Genomic DNA, 15,251 nt, shown 5'->3' on the forward strand with positions numbered 1-15,251 from the left:
CTGCGGCGGTGCCGGTCCGCGCCGTGCCGGGGCTGCCGACGGCGGGCCCGGTCAGCCCGCGCTGTCGGCGGGCGGATCGGCGGGTGCGGTGAAGTCGGCCGCGAAGGCCGCGAAGTCGGCGGTGCGCCAGCGCTGGGGGCGCAGCCGGAACAGGATGTCGTCCTTGAGCTGGTCGGCGGTGGCGTCGAGGTAGCCGCGGGCCTCGTCCGGCTCCAGGTAGCGGTGGGCCAGCGCGTCCCGGACGGCCGGCGGCACCGGGTCCTCGACGGCGACGACGGGCCCCTCGACGCTCACGTACCGGTAGGGCCGCCGTTCGTCCTGCACGCAGAGGCTGAACCGGCCCGCGGCGCGCAGCAGTCGGCCCTTGACCGTCTCGCGGCCGGTCTGGACGAGGACCTCGCCGCCGGGCTCGTACCCGTACCAGACCGGGACGCTCAGCGGCGCGCGGTCGCCTTCTCTGGGATCCGCGACGCTCAGGACCCCGACCCGCCGGTCGGCGAGGAAGCTCTCCCGGTCGTGCTGTGACATGGCAGGCAGCATCAGGCAATCCCCTTCAGGCGTAAGGAAGTTGAGACGCGCGGCGATGCGCGGTCCACCTCGGTCATGGCGGACGGCGCGGCGCGTCCACTTGCGGGATGGGACGACAGGATGGGACGACAGCCACCCGATCGGGTGGCGTCGGCACCGGGGGCGACGCGAGGCGGCCGACGCGCCTCGCCGGCCGGGATCACCTCCGCAGGAACAGCATGACGCTCTTGGCACGTACAGTGACGGAGAGATCACTTCACTGTCGTGAACATGTCATTCACTGGCCTGAATCCGACCGTCCGCGAACGACCTCGCCGCGTCGGTTGCCGGAGTCCACCGGGCGCCCCGTCAGGCGGCGCCCGCCATCGCCGCGGTCGGGTCCTGGCAAGCGTCCGGCGCCGGCGGTGCGCAGCACTGGACGATCGGCTGAGCCGTACCGAAACCCTAGGCCGGGAGGCCGACGGCGCGGTCCCGGTTGCGGCGCTGCTGGATGACGACGGCCGTGACCAGCAGGAGGCCCTGGGCCACGTTCTGCCAGAAGGTGTTGATCCCCTGCCCGGTCATGCCGTTCTGGAGTGCGCCGAGCAGGGCCACGGCCAGCAGGGTCCCGCCGACGCCGCCCTTGCCGCCCTTGAGGGCGCAGCCGCCGAGGGCGGCGGCGGTGATGGACTGGAGTTCGAGGCCTTCGCTGCCCGAGACCGGCTGGCCGGACCCGGTGCGGGCGGTGAGGAGGATCCCGGCGAGGGCGGCGACGAGACCGGAGAGGGCGTAGGCGGAGACGAGGTACTTGTTGAGGCTGATGCCGGCCAGGCGGGCGGCGGTGTCGTTGCCGCCGATGGCGTAGATGTTGCGGCCGATGTCGGTGTACTTGAGCAGGACGTGCACCGCCACGGCGACCAGGACGAGGATCCAGATCATGGTCGGCAGGCCGGCGATCCGCCCCCGGCTGAGGAAGATGAACAGGGCGTCGTTGCGCACGTAGCCCTGGGCGCGGCCGTTCGAGATGAGCTGGGCGACGCCCTTGTAGGCGGCGAGCCCCGCGAGGGTGGCGATGGTGGGGTTGACCCTGCCGTAGATGATGACGACGCCGTTGAGCAGGCCGACCAGGACGCCGACGAGCAGGGCGGCGCCGATGCCCAGCGGTGCGCTGGAGCCGGTGGAGGTGAAGGCCATCGCGCTGACCACGGAGGCCAGTCCGGCCTGGGAGCCGACGGAGATGTCGAGTCCGCCGCAGATGATGACGACGGTCTGGACGACGGCGAGCAGGCCCGCGATGGTGACGGCCTCGCCGATGCCCTGGAGGTTGTCCGGGCTGAGGAAGTTGCTGTCGAGCGAGCCGAACACGGCGACCACGACGGCGAGGGCGCCGATCAGGCTGAGGTTCTGCGCGCCGATCCCGAGGAGGGCACGCCGACCGGGCCGGTTCCCGGCGCGCGGAGTGCTCGGGGCTGAGGTGGTGGTCATCGCGCGGCTCCGCTCGCGGGGTCGGTGTCCGTGTCCGTGTCCGTGTCCGTGCTGGTGTCGCTGTCCGCGGCGCCCTGGAGGTCGTCGGCCATCGCGAGGGCGAGGACGGCCTCCTCGGTGGCCTCGGCCCGGCTCAGTTCTCCCGTGACGTGCCCGTTCTGCATCACCACGATCCGGTCGGCCAGCCCGAGCACCTCGGGCAGTTCGGAGGAGATCACCAGCACCGCGACGCCCTCGCGGGCGAGGTCCGCGATGATCCGGTAGATCTCGGCCTTGGCGCCGATGTCGACGCCCCGGGTGGGCTCGTCGAGGATCAGCAGGTCGGGGCGGTGGGCCAGCCAGCGGGCCAGGACGACCTTCTGCTGGTTGCCGCCGGACAGGGTCCGCACCTCGGCCTCGATGGACGGCGCGTGCACCCGCAGCCGTTCGGCGAACTCCTGGGCGAGGGCCTTCTCCTGGCGGTTCCTGACGAACCGCCAGCGGCGCAGTCGGCGGTAGCTGACCAGGGTGGTGTTGTCGCGGATCGTCCGGTGCAGGAAGAGTGCCTGGGCCTTGCGCTCCTCCGGGGCGAGGCCGATCCCGGCGGCGATGGCGTCACGCGGGCTGCGCAGGCGCAGCCGAGTGCCGTTGAGCGAGATGCGCCCGGAGCGGACGGGGGCGTCGCCCGCGAGGGCCAGGGCGAGTTCGGAGCGTCCGGCGCCGATGAGGCCGGCCAGTGCGACGACCTCTCCGGCGCGGACCCGGAGGTCGATGCCGTGCACGTCGTCGGTGGTCAGGCCCTGGACGTCGAGCACCACCCGGTCGGTGGCGACCTCCTGCCGCACGAACAGGCTCGACAGGTCGCGGCCGACCATCAGCCGTACCACCTCGGCCTCGGTGGTGTCGGCGGCCGCCACCACACCGGCCACCGCGCCGTCGCGCAGGACGGCGATGCGGTCGGCGAGGTGGAAAATCTCCTTCATCCGGTGCGAGACGTAGATGACGGCGATGCCCTCGTCACGCAGTCGCCGGATCAGCGCGAACAGGGCTTCGCTCTCGTGCTCGGAGAGGGAGGAGGTGGGTTCGTCGAAGGCGATCGCGCGCGGCGGGCTGTCGCCGGTGAGCGCGCGCATGATCTCGACCAACTGTCTTTGCGCGGGAGTGAGTTGTGATCCGAGCAGGTCCGGGTCGAGGATCTGCTCGAAGCCGAGCCGGCTCAGGTCGGCGGTGATCCGGCGGCGCAGCTCGGCCCGGTCGAACCGCCGTGCGGCGCGGCGGGGCAGCTCGCCGACGTAGACGTTCTCGGCGACCGGGACGTGCGGGACGACCTCCGGTTCCTGGGGGATGATCCGGATCCCGGCGCGCCGGGCGTCGATGGGCGAGGAGAGGGCGAGCGGCGCTCCGTCCAGCAGCACGCGTCCCTCGGTGGAGAGGTGGTCTCCGGTCAGGATGCGCAGCAACGTGGACTTTCCGGCGCCGTTCTCGCCCATCAGGGCGGTGACCTGTCCGGCCGGGAAGTGCAGGGTGACGCCGGTCAGGGCCCGGACGGCGCCGAAGCGCTTGCCCACGCCGTCGGCGGTCAGTCCGGGCCCCGGGGGTCCGGCGGTCAGTCCGGGCCCCGGGGGTTCGACGGTCGGTCCGGGCGCCGGGGGTCCGGCGGTCGGACCGGGCCCCGGGGGTTCGGGTGCGGTCATCAGGGGTCTCCGGTCCGCCGGGATCAGCTGCAACCGACGCCGGAGGACTGCCAGTTGGAGGCATCGACCATCTTGGTCGGGGCGAAGGCCTCGGCCGGGAAGTCCTTGCCGTTCCTGAGCCGGTCGACCATGGTCTGCACGGCGAGCGCGCCGACGTCCTTGCCGTTGATGAACAGCGCGGCCTTCATGCCGGAGGGCTTGCCGCTCCCCCAGTCCTTGCAGGCGAGGTACGCGCCGAGGCCGACGCCGATGATGTCGTTGGCGCCGATGCCCGCGTTCTCCAGCGCGGTGACGCCGCCCTGGACGTTCTCGTCGTTGCAGCCCCAGACCACCCAGTGCTTGACCCCCGGATTGGCGGTGACGGTGGCGGCGACCTTGTCCTGGGCGCCGGTCGGGGTGTTGTCGGTGGCGACGTCGAGGTTGCCCACGGTGGCTCCGACGCCGGCCGCGAAGGCCGCCTTCGCCGCCTTGACCCGGTCGCCGCACACCGTGACGTCCTGCTTCCAGGCGGAGACGGTCCGGGTGTCGGCCGCGTTCCAGCCGGCCTTCCTGAACTCCTCCGCCGCCCGCTTGCCGACCTCGCCGCCCATCTGCTCCCCGCTGAAGCCGATTCGCGGCACCAGGCCGGACTTGGCACAGGAAGCCGGGTCCGGGCCCGTGGTGCAGATCTGGTCGTCCGAGGTGAGCAGCGCGATCTTCGCGTCCTTCGCGGACTGCGCCACCTGCGGCCCGACGGCCGGGTCGGGGACGACGACGATCAGGCCGTTGCTCTTCTGGGCGATCGCCGACTGCACCTCGCTCACGGTCCGGTTGGCGTCGTTGCCGAGGTCGACCACCTTGAGGTCGACGCCGAGCTCGGCGGCCTTCGCCCTGGCTCCGGCGGCCTCGTCGACGAAGTACTGCTGGTCGCCCTGTTTCTGAAGGTAGGTCAGGGAGATCTTCCCCTTCACCTTCTTCACGTCGCCGGCCGAGCCGGACGACTCCTGTCCGGTCGAACAGGCGCTCAGGCCGAGGACGGTGACGAGGCCGAGGGCGGCGGCCGGGGCCAGGCGGTTGCGGAAGGTGCGCATGCGGACTCCTGTAGGGCTGGACGGCTCGACCGACAGCAACACAAGGGATCAGATATCACCACAACCAAACATCAATGGATCACAGGAAACGACATGCACATGCAGCCGTCAAGACCTCGGGAACCCCGGATCCCGCTCGCCACCCTTCCGGAGCGGTGGAGCCGGGAACGAGTCGCCCCCGGCTGCCACGAGTCCCCGAACCGCCGAACCGCCGGGCCGCGAAGGCCGCGACGGCCGCGACGCCTACGGGCCCGTGGGCGGCGCCGGGTCGGCGCCGGGTCGGCGCCGGATCGGGGCCGACCAGCGGGAAAACCAGGGCCCCGGCACTCGTTCCGCGAGTGGCCCAGGCGGCCTACGCTGGTCACAGGGCCAGCCGAGCGCCGGTCCGGGCAGCCCGCGGTCGGCGCGGACGGGGCCGGGCAGGCGGGGCCCGGGCGAGGAGGCCGTCATGAGCACCACGGCCAACCGCGGCGAGATCGAGGCCGAAATCAAGGAAACCCTGGGCCTCGTGCCGCACTTCTTCCAGAGCATCCCGACCGAGCTCCTCGGGCCGGAGTGGGAGATCTTCAAGAGGATCGAGCTGGGCGAGACCGTCATTCCCAACAAGTACAAGGAACTGATCGGCGTCGGGCTGCACGCCGAGACCAAGTGCCGCTACTGCAGCCTGTTCCACACCGAGGCCGCGAAGCTCTTCGGCGCGACGGACGAGGAGATCCAGGAGGCCGTCCACTACGCGAAGGCCAGTCTGGGCTGGAGCGCGTACATCAACGGGATGCAGGAGGACTACGACCAGTTCGCCGCCGAGCTCGCCCAGATCGCGGACTACATCCGCGCCAAGGCCGCCTGATGGAGCTCGAACGGATCCGGCCGCTGGTGCTGCGCGGCACCTTCCACGCCTACGAGCTCGCCGCGCTGGTCGCGGCGGCCCGGTTCGTGGTGGAGTCCGCCCCCGCCGACGTCCCCCAGGAGGCGCTCGACCAGCTCACCCACCTGCTGGCCGACTACGACCGCCAGCTGCGCGAGCTGGCCGCGCCGTAGCACCGACGCCGCCTCCCTCCGCCCCGCGCCTCCGGTGGATCCGTCCGCCGCGGGGCGCGGGACGCCCACCACGGCGGCCAGGCCGACGCCCGAGTCGAGTGGGGTGTCAAGGTTCCTCCGCGGTCGGGGTTCAGCGCTCCACGGAGCGGACCAGCAGGAGCGCGATGTCGTCCGTGCGGTGTTCCGTGTGGCCGGCGCGGCCGAGGAGGGCGTCGGCCAGTCCGGCGAGGGGTTGGGCGCCGTACCGGGCGAGGGTGGCCGTGAGGTCGGCCAGCGCCTGGTCGAGGTCGGCGCCGGGGGTGTCGATGAGGCCGTCGGTGTACAGCGCCAGGGTGGTGCCGACCGGCAGCGGGAGGCACAGCTGCGGGTACTCGGCGGCCGGGTCGACGTTCAGGACCAGGCCGATGGGCGGCTCCACGACCTCCGCCCGGCCGTGCGGGCGGTACAGCAGGGGTACCGGATGGCCGGCGGTGGCCAGGCTGGCCTCGCGGGCGGCGAGGTCGACGAGGAGATAGGTGCAGCTGGCCAGGAGCGTCGTGTCCAGGTCGACCAGCAGGCGGTTGGTGCGGGCCAGCACGGTGCTCGGATCGGCGTCGGCGGCGGCGAAGGCCCGCACGGCGGTGCGCACCTGCCCCATCAGCGCGGCGGCGTTGACGTTGTGGCCCTGGACGTCGCCGATGACGATGGCCACGCTCTCGGGCCCCACCCGCATGAGGTCGTAGAAGTCGCCACCGACGTCCATGCCCTCGGTGCAGGGCAGGTAGCGGGCGCTGACCTCCAGGCCGGGGACCACGGGCAGCACATGGGGCAGCAGGCTCTCCTGGAGGCCCTGGGCGAGGCCGAGTTTGGTGTCGTACAGCCGGGCACGGTCCAGGGCCTGGGCGATCAGTCCGCCCAGCGAGGTGAGGACGGCACGCTCCTCCACGTCGAAGTGGTGCGGCTCGGCGAAGGCGAGCACGCAGGTGCCGATCAGCCTCCGCGAGGTCACCAGCGGCAGGTACGCCCAGGCGGCCATCCCGTCCTGGGTCTCGCGGCGGTTCGGGTAGAGCAGTTCCAGCTCCGCCCGGTTCTCGAAGAAGGCCGGCACGGCGTTGGTCGACGCCTGGACGCCGGGCGTCGACTCCGTCAGCGGGGTGCCGTCGAAGCGGTCGATCTGGCCGGGCGGGTAGCCGCGGTGGCCGACGATGCGCAGCCGGCCGCCCTCGGCCATCAGGACCGCGAAGGCCTGGCCTCCAAAGGCGGGCACGATCTGTTCGGACACCATGCGCACCACGTCCTGGACGCCGATGGCCTCGGTCAGCGCGCTCGCGAGGTGGAGGACGTGGTAGAGCGCTCCGGGCCGGGTGCGCACGGCCCGCTCGGCGGAGAACCCGGCGTGCCGGTGCTGCTGGGTGGGATCCGCGGCGCCTTCGACGACGGTGCCGGGATCGGCGGCGGCGATCCGCGCGGTGAGTCCGGTGGCGTCCGGGAAGAGCTGGAACGACAGCCAGCGGTCCGGCGGCCGCAGCGCCACGAAGGAGGTGGACTCCCCGCTGATCACCGCACCCCGGTAGTGGTACTCGTACACCGGGTCCCGCAGCCAGGGCAGCACCGCCCACGGGCGCGCGCCGATCAGCCGTTCGGCCGGTTCGCCGAGCAGTTCCACGGCGGCGGGCGTGACCGCGGCCAGCCGGCCGTCCAGATCGATGTCGCAGAGGCCCTCCGGCAGCCGCGCTATCGCCGACGCGAGGAGGTCGGCGACCCGCGCCTCCGCCAGCACGGGCCGTGGGCCGGCCCGGATCGGACTGCCCGCCCCGCTCGCCTCCGCCGCCACCGCGGCCAGGCGGGCCGCCAGCTCACCGAGCCCGTCGCGTTCGGCGGCCGACAGCTCGGGGGGATGCGAGGCGGGCCAGAGGATGAAGAGCACGCCGTACGTGACCCCGCGTGCGATCAGCGGAACGGCCCCGAGGCAGAACACGTACGGCATGGCGACCGCGACCCTCGGGTACCGGCGCGCCATGTCGTCCCCGCCGCCCACCCAGACGATGCGGCCGGTGCGCGCGGCCTCGGCGACCGGGATCGGCGCGGCCAGTCCGATGTGCCGCCAGGGCCGGGTGAACTGCCGGGCGGCCCCCAGCGTCACGGCCAGTTCGAGCACCTGCCCGTCCTCCGACAGGAGGTAGAGCCCACCCATGTGCGCGTCGAGCCGGTCCGGCAGCGACCGCATGATCCGTGCCAGCGCCTCGATGCCGCGCCCGGCCACTGCCCCGGCCGTCCCCAGGCCGGGGCCCGACGGCGACTTCCACGGCATGGTCATCACAGAACCTCGTTCGGGCCGGTAAGCGCAGCTGGAGCCTCCCTCCATATTCGCCCGGACGGCCCCGCGCGTCCCGTCGTCCCGTTGTTCGAGTCCAGCAGGCACCCCGGGCACGCCGTCGAAGGGCGTGCCCGGGGCGCGTGCCCGGGCCGCGTGAGTGGCATACGTGAACGGCGTACCGGCGGTTCGGTGGGGGCCCGGGTGGGGTGGGCGGGTTACCGGCCGGTACGCCGTGCCCACCATCCTCGGGGCCCGGGGCCCGGATGTACTCGGGACGACGCCCAAAGTTCCCGGGCCGAAAACTGTGACCGGTCACAAAGGAGCGCCGTCCGGCTGGCACCCGTCACGGCCCGCGGTGCCGCTCACCCCGCGCGCGGTCGCGTGGTGAGCGGCCCGCCTATCCTGGTGCGCGCCGAGCCGACGACCGGAACGGCCGCCACCACCGGAGGACGTCGTTGTGACCGCTGACAGCACGGACGAGCTCGCGATCGGGCACGCCATGGCGCAGCGGATGCTGGCCGAACTGCCGCGCCTCAAGGCCGACATCACCGCACGCCTGATGGCGGAGCAGCCGGTCTACCGGCGACTGCCCGCCGAGCAGCTCCGACACGACGTCAGGCGGGTCACCGAGCAGAGCATCCGCGGGGTCGCCCGTTCGCTCCAGACCGGCCAGCCGCTGGAGCCCCGGTGGCGGGCCTTCCAGCGCGCCTCGGCCGCCCGCCGGGCCGAGGAGGGCGTCCCGATCGAGTCCGTGGTCGACGCCTACTACCTGGGCGCGCAGGTCTGCGTCGACTTCCTCAGCGCCCACCTGCCGCCGGAGCAGGTGGGCATGGCCTACCGCGCGCTGCTGACCGGCCTGCGCGTCACCGTCGCCGAGGTCACCGCCGGTTACCTGGAGGAACGCCAGGCCCAGGTCGGCGAGAGCGGGGCCGCCCAGCACACGATGCTCTCGGCGCTGTTGACCGGCACCGACATCCACACCGCCGCCCGCCACACCGGCACGGTCCTGCCGCCCGCCTACCTGGTCCTCGCCCTGGCCGTCGGCGCCCACCGCGACGAGCTGCGCGAGGACGTGGACACCGCCGTGGCGACCCGCCGCAAGATCCGGCGCATCCGCGCCGAGCTGGACCGGCTCGTCGGCCGTCCGGTCCTCGCCCAGATGACCGTCGGCGAGGGCCTCGCGCTGGTGCCCCGCCCCGACGCGACCACCGTCCCCCGTGCCTGGCTCACCGCCGCGACGGACGACCTCAGCCGTGCCGCGGCCGTCCCGCTGACCGCCGGCGCCGCGCTCTGCGCACCCGAGCAGGTGCCCGACGCCGTCCGCCTCGCCACCGAAGTGCGGGACACCGCGATCGTCTTCCAACGGCCCCCGGGCGCGTACCTGCTCGACGACCTGCTGATCGAGTACCAGCTCACCCGCCCCGGAGCGGCCCGCGACCACCTCGCCGACCTGCTGGCACCCATCGCGGACAACCCCGACCTGCTGCCGACCCTGCGGATCTACCTCCGGAACAACCTCAACCGCCGCGAGGTCGCGGCCCGGCAGCACGTCCACCCCAACACCGTCGACTACCGCATCCGCCGCATCGCCGCCCTCACCGGCATGAACCCGGCCGACCACGGCGACCGCGTCAAACTCACCGCCGCGCTCGCCGCCCTCGACACCCGCCGCGTCGAGGTGGACCGGCCCCCGGGGTGACCGCACGCGTCGGCACTGCACTCCGCCCCTGATCGAAACCCTCGACAACCTGGACCTGTTGTCCCGGCCGCACCTCGACCTGACCACCGTCGAGATGGGCCGCACAGCCCTGGGGGCACCGCCACGAGCGTTCCGCGCCGGAACATCCGCCACAGCGCGGAGATCGACTCGTTTCTTCCGGAGCTGCCACAAGGTGCCGGTGTCGTCCAGCAGTTGCACGGGCGCTTCGAGGCGGTCCGGATTCATGGGGAAGGCCTGCATGAGGAGAGTATTCGACAGCGCAACAGGCGGGGTCATCCCGGTTTCACGGATTCCGGGCCAGGGCCGGGTTCAGCGAGCCACCGCTTCCCGCAGCATCCCCTTCCCAACGTGCCGCCCGCATCGGGGACTTCCCGCGCTGCCCCCGCCCGTCGCCGTGCCTCCGGGAGAAGGTCCCCAGGCCGGCCCAGGTCGGCCCGGGTCAGTCGGGTCTGTCCGAGCAGCGGTCGATCGCCTCTCGTGGTGCGGCTGTCGCGGGTTCCGCCGCCGCTGCGGCCCTGACCGGGGGCTGCCACCGGTGTGTCGGTACCAGGGCCTACGCTTCCGGGAACTACGACTTCGGGAGTTGAGCAAATGTCCTACCAGGAAGAAGAGTACGGCTTCATGCCCGCGCTGAGCACGGCGCTGGCCGATCCGTACGAGGGCGTGCGGACCGTGGACGGCTGGCGGATCGAGCGACTCGGTCTGATCCGGGGGGCTGCGGGCCACGGCACGATCTACGACCCGCTGGGACCGGAGGGCGGAGGCTTCCCGATGCGGCCCGGCGGCACGCCGGTTTACCTGATCGCCCGGGAGAACGCGCCCGGGACCCCGGTGGCGCTCCTGGTTCACCCTGACGAGCGCGTCCCGGTGCGAACGCAGGAATGGGGCGACCGCGTGGCGACCCCGTCCGGCCTGGCCGTGGTGCACGCGACGCCGGGCAGGTCCTGGATCGAGCCGGGCATCGGGATACTCAAGCGCGCCTGGGCCACCCTGCACGCGCGCGCGGCCGCGGGCAGCAGCTGGAGGCTGGAGAACCTGCGCGAGACGCTCCAGCATGCATCGGTGGATCCGGCCGACTGGCCGGTGGAGCCTGTTGACGGCGACTTCGCGAACGACTGGCTGATGATCCCGAACGAGGACGGCACCGGCACCGTGCTGGGCATCCTGGCCGATCCGGACGGCTCCAACACGACCGAGTGCCTGGACACCGAGGGCAACACGGTGGGAGTCCTGCTCATCCTCGATTAGGGAGCGATTGCGGTCGAGGAACCGTGCCGGATCCCGAACTCATCGTCAACGCGCCCTGTGTCCGGCACGGTCAGTCCACGAGGTCGGCATGGTCCGCGAGGTCCGCGAGGTCCGCGAGCTCGGCGGCCTGCCGGCGCAGGGCGCGTGCCAGGGCCTGCGCGGGTGCCATGGAAAGGCCCGGCAGACGCACCAGGTTGATGTGGCGGACCTCCTCTGCGACGCCTTCGACGGACACGAAGCGGACGCCGGGAGGAACGACGGGCAGCAGCGCCGGCGTCGCGGTGGTGATTCCGGCCCCGCCCGCGACCAGGTGGAACTTGGTCAGCCAGTCGCGGGCGGTGTGGCGGACCGTGGGCCGCCCCGGCAGCCCGGGCCAGACACCGAGCAGCGGTTCGTCAGCCGTACCGGGACCGGCGATCCACGGCGCGCCCGCGAGCTCCTCGACACCGACGCTGCCCCGCTCGGCGTACCGCCCGTCCGCCGGCACCGCCACGGCCAGGTGCACTTCCAGCAGCGGCTCGACGCACAGCGGCGGATCGTCGGTGTCGGGCGAGCGGTGCGGCGGCCGGGAGGAGAGCACGGCGAGGTCCAGGGTGCCGGCCCGCAGCGCTCGCACCAGCGAGGGCGTGGTCCCCTCACGCGTCGTCACCTGGATGTGCGGGTGTTCCTGGCGCAGCGTCGCCAGGGCCCGGGGCACGATCACCGCTCCGGCGGCCGGGAAGAAGCCGAGCCGTACGCTGCCCCGCTCGGCCTCCTCCGCTCCGCGCAGCTCCCGGTCGGCGGCCTCCAGGGCGTCCAGCGCGACGACGGCGTTCCGCAGCAGGACGCGGCCCGGGCCGGTCAGCCGGACCCCGCCGGGGTAACGGTCGAAGAGCCGGGCGCCGGTCGCCTGTTCCAGACCGGCGATCTGCCGGGAGACGGCCGACTGCGTGTATCCGAGCGCTTCCGCCGCGGCGGTGAAGGTGCCCCGCTCCGCCACCTCGCGCAGCACTCGCAGCCCGACCAGTGTCATCTCCATGAGCGGTCAGCATATCCAGCATGCCGGACATTCGTTGGCGGAATGCCCCTTCGGCTTTCTAGCGTGAAGGCACGCAACCGAAAGGAAGGCCACAGAACATGCCTCTGATCAACGTCTACCTGCGCCAGGGCACCACCGCCGAGTACCGCCGGAACGTCTCCCTGGGTATCCACCGGGCCATGGTCGACGTGCTGAAGGTCCCCCAGGACGACCAGTTCCACGTCATCCACGAGGTCGAGCCCGAGAACTTCCAGATGCAGCCGGTCGTGTTCGGCCTGCGCCGCAGTGAGCGCGCCATGTTCATCCAGATCTCCATCAACCATCGCCCCGCCGAGCAGAAGGCCGAGCTGTTCCGGGCGATCGTCGACAGCCTCCGGCTGTTCGCCGACGTCCCGGAGGAGGACGTCCTGATGACGATCAACGAGACGGCCCGGGAGAACTGGTGGGCCGCCGGCCGCGTCGTCAACCCCGCCACCGGCTACGACGAGCGCATGGTCGACACGGGCGGCGAGACCACGGGCTGAGAAACGCGTGAAAAGCGTGCCGTGCCGGGATTGCCGCCTCCGCCACCCCCTCGGCGACCCGCGTACGGCACCTTCGTCGAGCGGCATGTCAAAGCGCAGTTGTTGCTCTGATGAATTCCCGCCGGCCACCTCCCCACCGTCGACAAGGCCCTGGAGCGGCTGGCCGACCTGCGGGCGCACGGGCCGTCCCCCGCGGGGTCACCCTCAACTCCCGCGACACCGCCACCGAGGCCGCCGAGGCTCACGCCACCTCGTGCCCCCGTGCCGGGTCACCCGGCCCCCGCCGCCCGCGCTTCGGCTCGTCCCTCGGAGGTGAGCGCGGCGGTCTCCCCCTTTGCGTGAGGTTCGTGCTGGACTGTCCCGATATCCTCCACACACGGCGACGGGATGAATCCGATGCCCCTTGAAGGCGAGTACGAGCCGAGTCCGGCGCAGTGGATCCGCGAACAGGTCGAGCTGTACGAGAGTTCGGGCGGCACCCGGGGTACCACGCTCCGGGACACGGGCCTGCCGGTCGTCATCGTCACGATGCGCGGCGCGAAGAGCGGCAAGATCCGCAAGATTCCGGTGATGCGCGTGGAGCACGAGGGGCGGTACGCGGCGGTGGCCTCCAAGGGCGGCTTCCCACGCCACCCGGTCTGGTACCACAACCTCAAGGCCGACCCCCGGGTGGACCTCCAGGACGGCCCGCAGCGCCAATCCATGACGGCCCGCGAGGTCACCGGCGAGGAGCGCGCCCAATGGTGGCGGCGCGCGGTCGCCGCGTATCCCCCGTACGCCGAGTACCAGGAGAAAACCGACCGGGTGATCCCGGTCTTCGTGCTCGAACCCGAGCGTCGTTAGCCGGATCCACGCCGTGGCCCGCAACCACCAGCGGCACCGGGCCGGTTGCTCGGCATCCAGCGCGGCTTCGTACTGGCTCGGGCATCGGCGGGGCTGACGGACGGCACGATCCGCGGGCATGTCGGGCATCTGGAACACGTGCGGACCTGGTTCGGCCGGCCGCTGTGGGACATGGAGCCAGCCGACGCGGACGCCTACTTCGGGCGGGTGCTACGGGGTTCGCCCAGCAGCACCCGCCTGGCTCGTTCCCAAGACCTGAGCACCTACTTCCTGTTCCTGGAGCTGCGGCACAAAGTCGAGATCCACCGGATGACCGGCCGGGTCGTCGAGTGCCCGATCGACGAGGTGAACCGCCCTCGCGGCTCCAAGGATGCCCAGCTGCGGATCCCGCCGACCGCCCCGGGGTCCGTCCGGCCCTGCTGGAGTGGTCGGACCGCTACGACCACCTGCGCGAAGTGACCCGCGACGACGTCCTCACCTGCCTCAAGGCTCTGCACGGGCGCCATCGCCACAGCCAACTCGTTGCCCTGCGTTCGTTGTTCAGCTGGGCCAAGCGGAACGGGCTCGTCTTCCGCAACCCCACCAGCCGGATTGAGGTCGGGCAGTACGAGTACGCCTTGCTGCAGCCACTCGTCCCCGAACAGGTCGACCGGGCCGTCGCGGCGGCCACGACCCCGGCGACACGACTCATCCTCGCCATCGCCGCGGTCCATGCCGCCCGAGTTGCCCAGACCAGACGCTCACGCACGCGCAGGTCATCGAGTACGTCACCGCCCTGCAGGCTGGCACCGCACCACCGCACCTGGTGGACATCGCCACCAGGGTCCTCGTACCTGCCCTCGATCCCGTGCTCAGCGTCCACACCATCCACCGTCCGGAGGCGGCGCCGGTTGTGGAGTCAGCTGAGGGTGGGCCCGTGTCTTGAGGTGAACTCACGCGTCCTTTCGCGAGAATCGGGGTGGCCAGCCCGTGGGTTCGCCGTGAGAAACCTTCAGTTTCCGCGAACTCGCGGCACTCCACGGCCTCGGCGAACATCGGTACAGCGGCTATCGGTGAGAACGATCACGGCCGTCTGGCAAAGTGATCCACTTCGCCGCTGAGGTTCGGTGAAACGCCTCCGACCCTGGTCCGGGGCTGGCTACGGTCCGGCTCGTGCCAGGTACTTCACCTGCGTGGCGATTGCCACCTGTTCGATCGGGGCGGTCAGATGTCCAGGGCGCTCAAGTCGAGCCGCCAGTCGTTGGACTGCAGCCAGGTGCCCTTGGGGTATTCGAAAGAGACCTTGCCGACGAGCTCAAACCCGGCCTTGCGGCACACCGCGTTCGACGCCGCGTGGTCCACGTGGGGGAACGCATGCAGGTAGCGCCGTACGCCACGCGCCGCCGCCCGGTCCGCTGCCAACCGCAGGGCGGCAGCGGCGTATCCGTGACCACCGAACTCCGGAAAGATCCCGTATCCGGTCTCGTACACGTCCTTGCCGTCCCACTCCCGCTCCCAGTATCCAACCGAACCGATCGCCTCGTCACCGAGCCGGACGATCAGCATCTCGCCGCTGTCAAGATGCAGGTAGCGCTGATGACGATCGACGATCGCCTGTTCGGTCTCGGGCCCGCCGAGATGTTCGGTCATCTCAGGGGTGTTCTGGCGGTGCAGGATTTCCAGACCGGCGTCGGACCATGAATCGAGGCGAAGGGTGTTCATGGCGCGCACGATACGCTCCGCCACCGACATGATCGGCCGCATGGTCACCCCAGCTCACCGAGGCCTGCCCGCGGCCAGCTCTCCGAGGCGAACGTTGCCGGATGCGGCACTGGGCGTTCAGTCCCGGG

15 protein-coding genes are annotated in these 15,251 nt (G+C 71.9%); 8 read left to right on the forward strand and 7 right to left on the reverse strand.

What is annotated here, in order from left to right; genetic code table 11:
* Positions 1–51: 51 nt before the first annotated feature.
* From ACZ6Z8_RS00540 to ACZ6Z8_RS00555, 4 genes are all read right to left on the reverse strand, one after another.
* Complete coding sequence (locus tag ACZ6Z8_RS00540; RefSeq protein WP_465604664.1) at positions 52–528, reverse strand: pyridoxamine 5'-phosphate oxidase family protein; 477 nt, start codon at positions 526–528, stop codon at positions 52–54.
* A 444-nt stretch (positions 529–972) separates the two neighbouring features.
* Positions 973–1,992, reverse strand: a complete 1,020-nt coding sequence (locus tag ACZ6Z8_RS00545) for an ABC transporter permease (RefSeq protein WP_465604667.1) — start codon at positions 1,990–1,992, stop codon at positions 973–975.
* Positions 1,989–3,665, reverse strand: a complete 1,677-nt coding sequence (locus ACZ6Z8_RS00550) for a sugar ABC transporter ATP-binding protein (RefSeq protein WP_465604670.1) — start codon at positions 3,663–3,665, stop codon at positions 1,989–1,991. The genes ACZ6Z8_RS00545 and ACZ6Z8_RS00550 overlap by 4 nt, the downstream gene beginning before the upstream one ends.
* Positions 3,666–3,688: 23 nt before the next feature.
* On the reverse strand, positions 3,689–4,735 hold the full coding sequence (locus tag ACZ6Z8_RS00555; RefSeq protein ID WP_465604672.1) for a substrate-binding domain-containing protein: 1,047 nt from the start codon (positions 4,733–4,735) through the stop codon (positions 3,689–3,691).
* Between the two features lie 448 nt (positions 4,736–5,183).
* On the opposite strand from ACZ6Z8_RS00555, the gene ACZ6Z8_RS00560 reads away from it, so the two are divergent.
* Together ACZ6Z8_RS00560 and ACZ6Z8_RS00565 are read left to right on the forward strand one after the other, a co-directional pair.
* A complete protein-coding gene (locus tag ACZ6Z8_RS00560) occupies positions 5,184–5,582 on the forward strand; it encodes a carboxymuconolactone decarboxylase family protein (RefSeq protein WP_465604675.1) in 399 nt (132 codons plus the stop codon).
* Positions 5,582–5,773: a hypothetical protein gene (locus tag ACZ6Z8_RS00565; protein WP_465604677.1), complete on the forward strand. Its 192-nt coding sequence runs from the start codon at positions 5,582–5,584 to the stop codon at positions 5,771–5,773. Before ACZ6Z8_RS00560 ends, ACZ6Z8_RS00565 begins: the two co-directional genes overlap by 1 nt.
* Positions 5,774–5,903: 130 nt before the next feature.
* Here the strand turns inward: ACZ6Z8_RS00565 and ACZ6Z8_RS00570 are convergent, their stop codons facing one another.
* The gene (locus ACZ6Z8_RS00570) at positions 5,904–8,069 is read right to left on the reverse strand and encodes a SpoIIE family protein phosphatase (protein ID WP_465604680.1); all 2,166 of its coding nucleotides are present in this window, start codon (positions 8,067–8,069) and stop codon (positions 5,904–5,906) included.
* Positions 8,070–8,526: 457 nt separating this feature from the next.
* Between ACZ6Z8_RS00570 and ACZ6Z8_RS00575 the strand changes: the two genes are divergently transcribed.
* Entirely contained in the window at positions 8,527–9,768 is a 1,242-nt protein-coding gene (locus ACZ6Z8_RS00575; RefSeq protein WP_465604683.1) for a PucR family transcriptional regulator, read from the forward strand.
* 612 nt (positions 9,769–10,380) lie between these two features.
* Positions 10,381–11,037: a hypothetical protein gene (locus ACZ6Z8_RS00580; RefSeq protein ID WP_465604686.1), complete on the forward strand. Its 657-nt coding sequence runs from the start codon at positions 10,381–10,383 to the stop codon at positions 11,035–11,037.
* Between the two features lie 70 nt (positions 11,038–11,107).
* Here ACZ6Z8_RS00580 and ACZ6Z8_RS00585 read toward each other — a convergent pair whose 3' ends face one another.
* Positions 11,108–12,055, reverse strand: coding sequence for a LysR family transcriptional regulator (locus ACZ6Z8_RS00585; RefSeq protein ID WP_465604689.1), 948 nt, complete (start codon positions 12,053–12,055; stop codon positions 11,108–11,110).
* Between the two features lie 98 nt (positions 12,056–12,153).
* Here ACZ6Z8_RS00585 and ACZ6Z8_RS00590 point away from each other — a divergent pair, with 98 nt between their 5' ends.
* The 4 genes from ACZ6Z8_RS00590 to ACZ6Z8_RS00605 all read left to right on the forward strand — a co-directional run bounded on the left by ACZ6Z8_RS00590 (position 12,154) and on the right by ACZ6Z8_RS00605 (position 13,881).
* Positions 12,154–12,579 (forward strand): tautomerase family protein, encoded by a 426-nt coding sequence (locus tag ACZ6Z8_RS00590; RefSeq protein ID WP_465604692.1) that lies wholly within the window; start codon positions 12,154–12,156, stop codon positions 12,577–12,579.
* 114 nt (positions 12,580–12,693) lie between these two features.
* Complete coding sequence (locus ACZ6Z8_RS00595; protein WP_465606281.1) at positions 12,694–12,921, forward strand: DUF3291 domain-containing protein; 228 nt, start codon at positions 12,694–12,696, stop codon at positions 12,919–12,921.
* Positions 12,922–12,975: 54 nt separating this feature from the next.
* Positions 12,976–13,422: a nitroreductase family deazaflavin-dependent oxidoreductase gene (locus ACZ6Z8_RS00600; protein WP_465604694.1), complete on the forward strand. Its 447-nt coding sequence runs from the start codon at positions 12,976–12,978 to the stop codon at positions 13,420–13,422.
* Between the two features lie 171 nt (positions 13,423–13,593).
* Positions 13,594–13,881, forward strand: a complete 288-nt coding sequence (locus ACZ6Z8_RS00605; protein WP_465604697.1) for a hypothetical protein — start codon at positions 13,594–13,596, stop codon at positions 13,879–13,881.
* A gap of 744 nt (positions 13,882–14,625) precedes the next feature.
* On the opposite strand, the gene ACZ6Z8_RS00610 is transcribed toward ACZ6Z8_RS00605, so the two are convergent.
* Complete coding sequence (locus tag ACZ6Z8_RS00610) at positions 14,626–15,123, reverse strand: GNAT family N-acetyltransferase (protein ID WP_465604699.1); 498 nt, start codon at positions 15,121–15,123, stop codon at positions 14,626–14,628.
* Between the last annotated feature and the right edge of the window lie 128 nt (positions 15,124–15,251).

The organism is Kitasatospora sp. NPDC101108 (assembly GCF_055584725.1).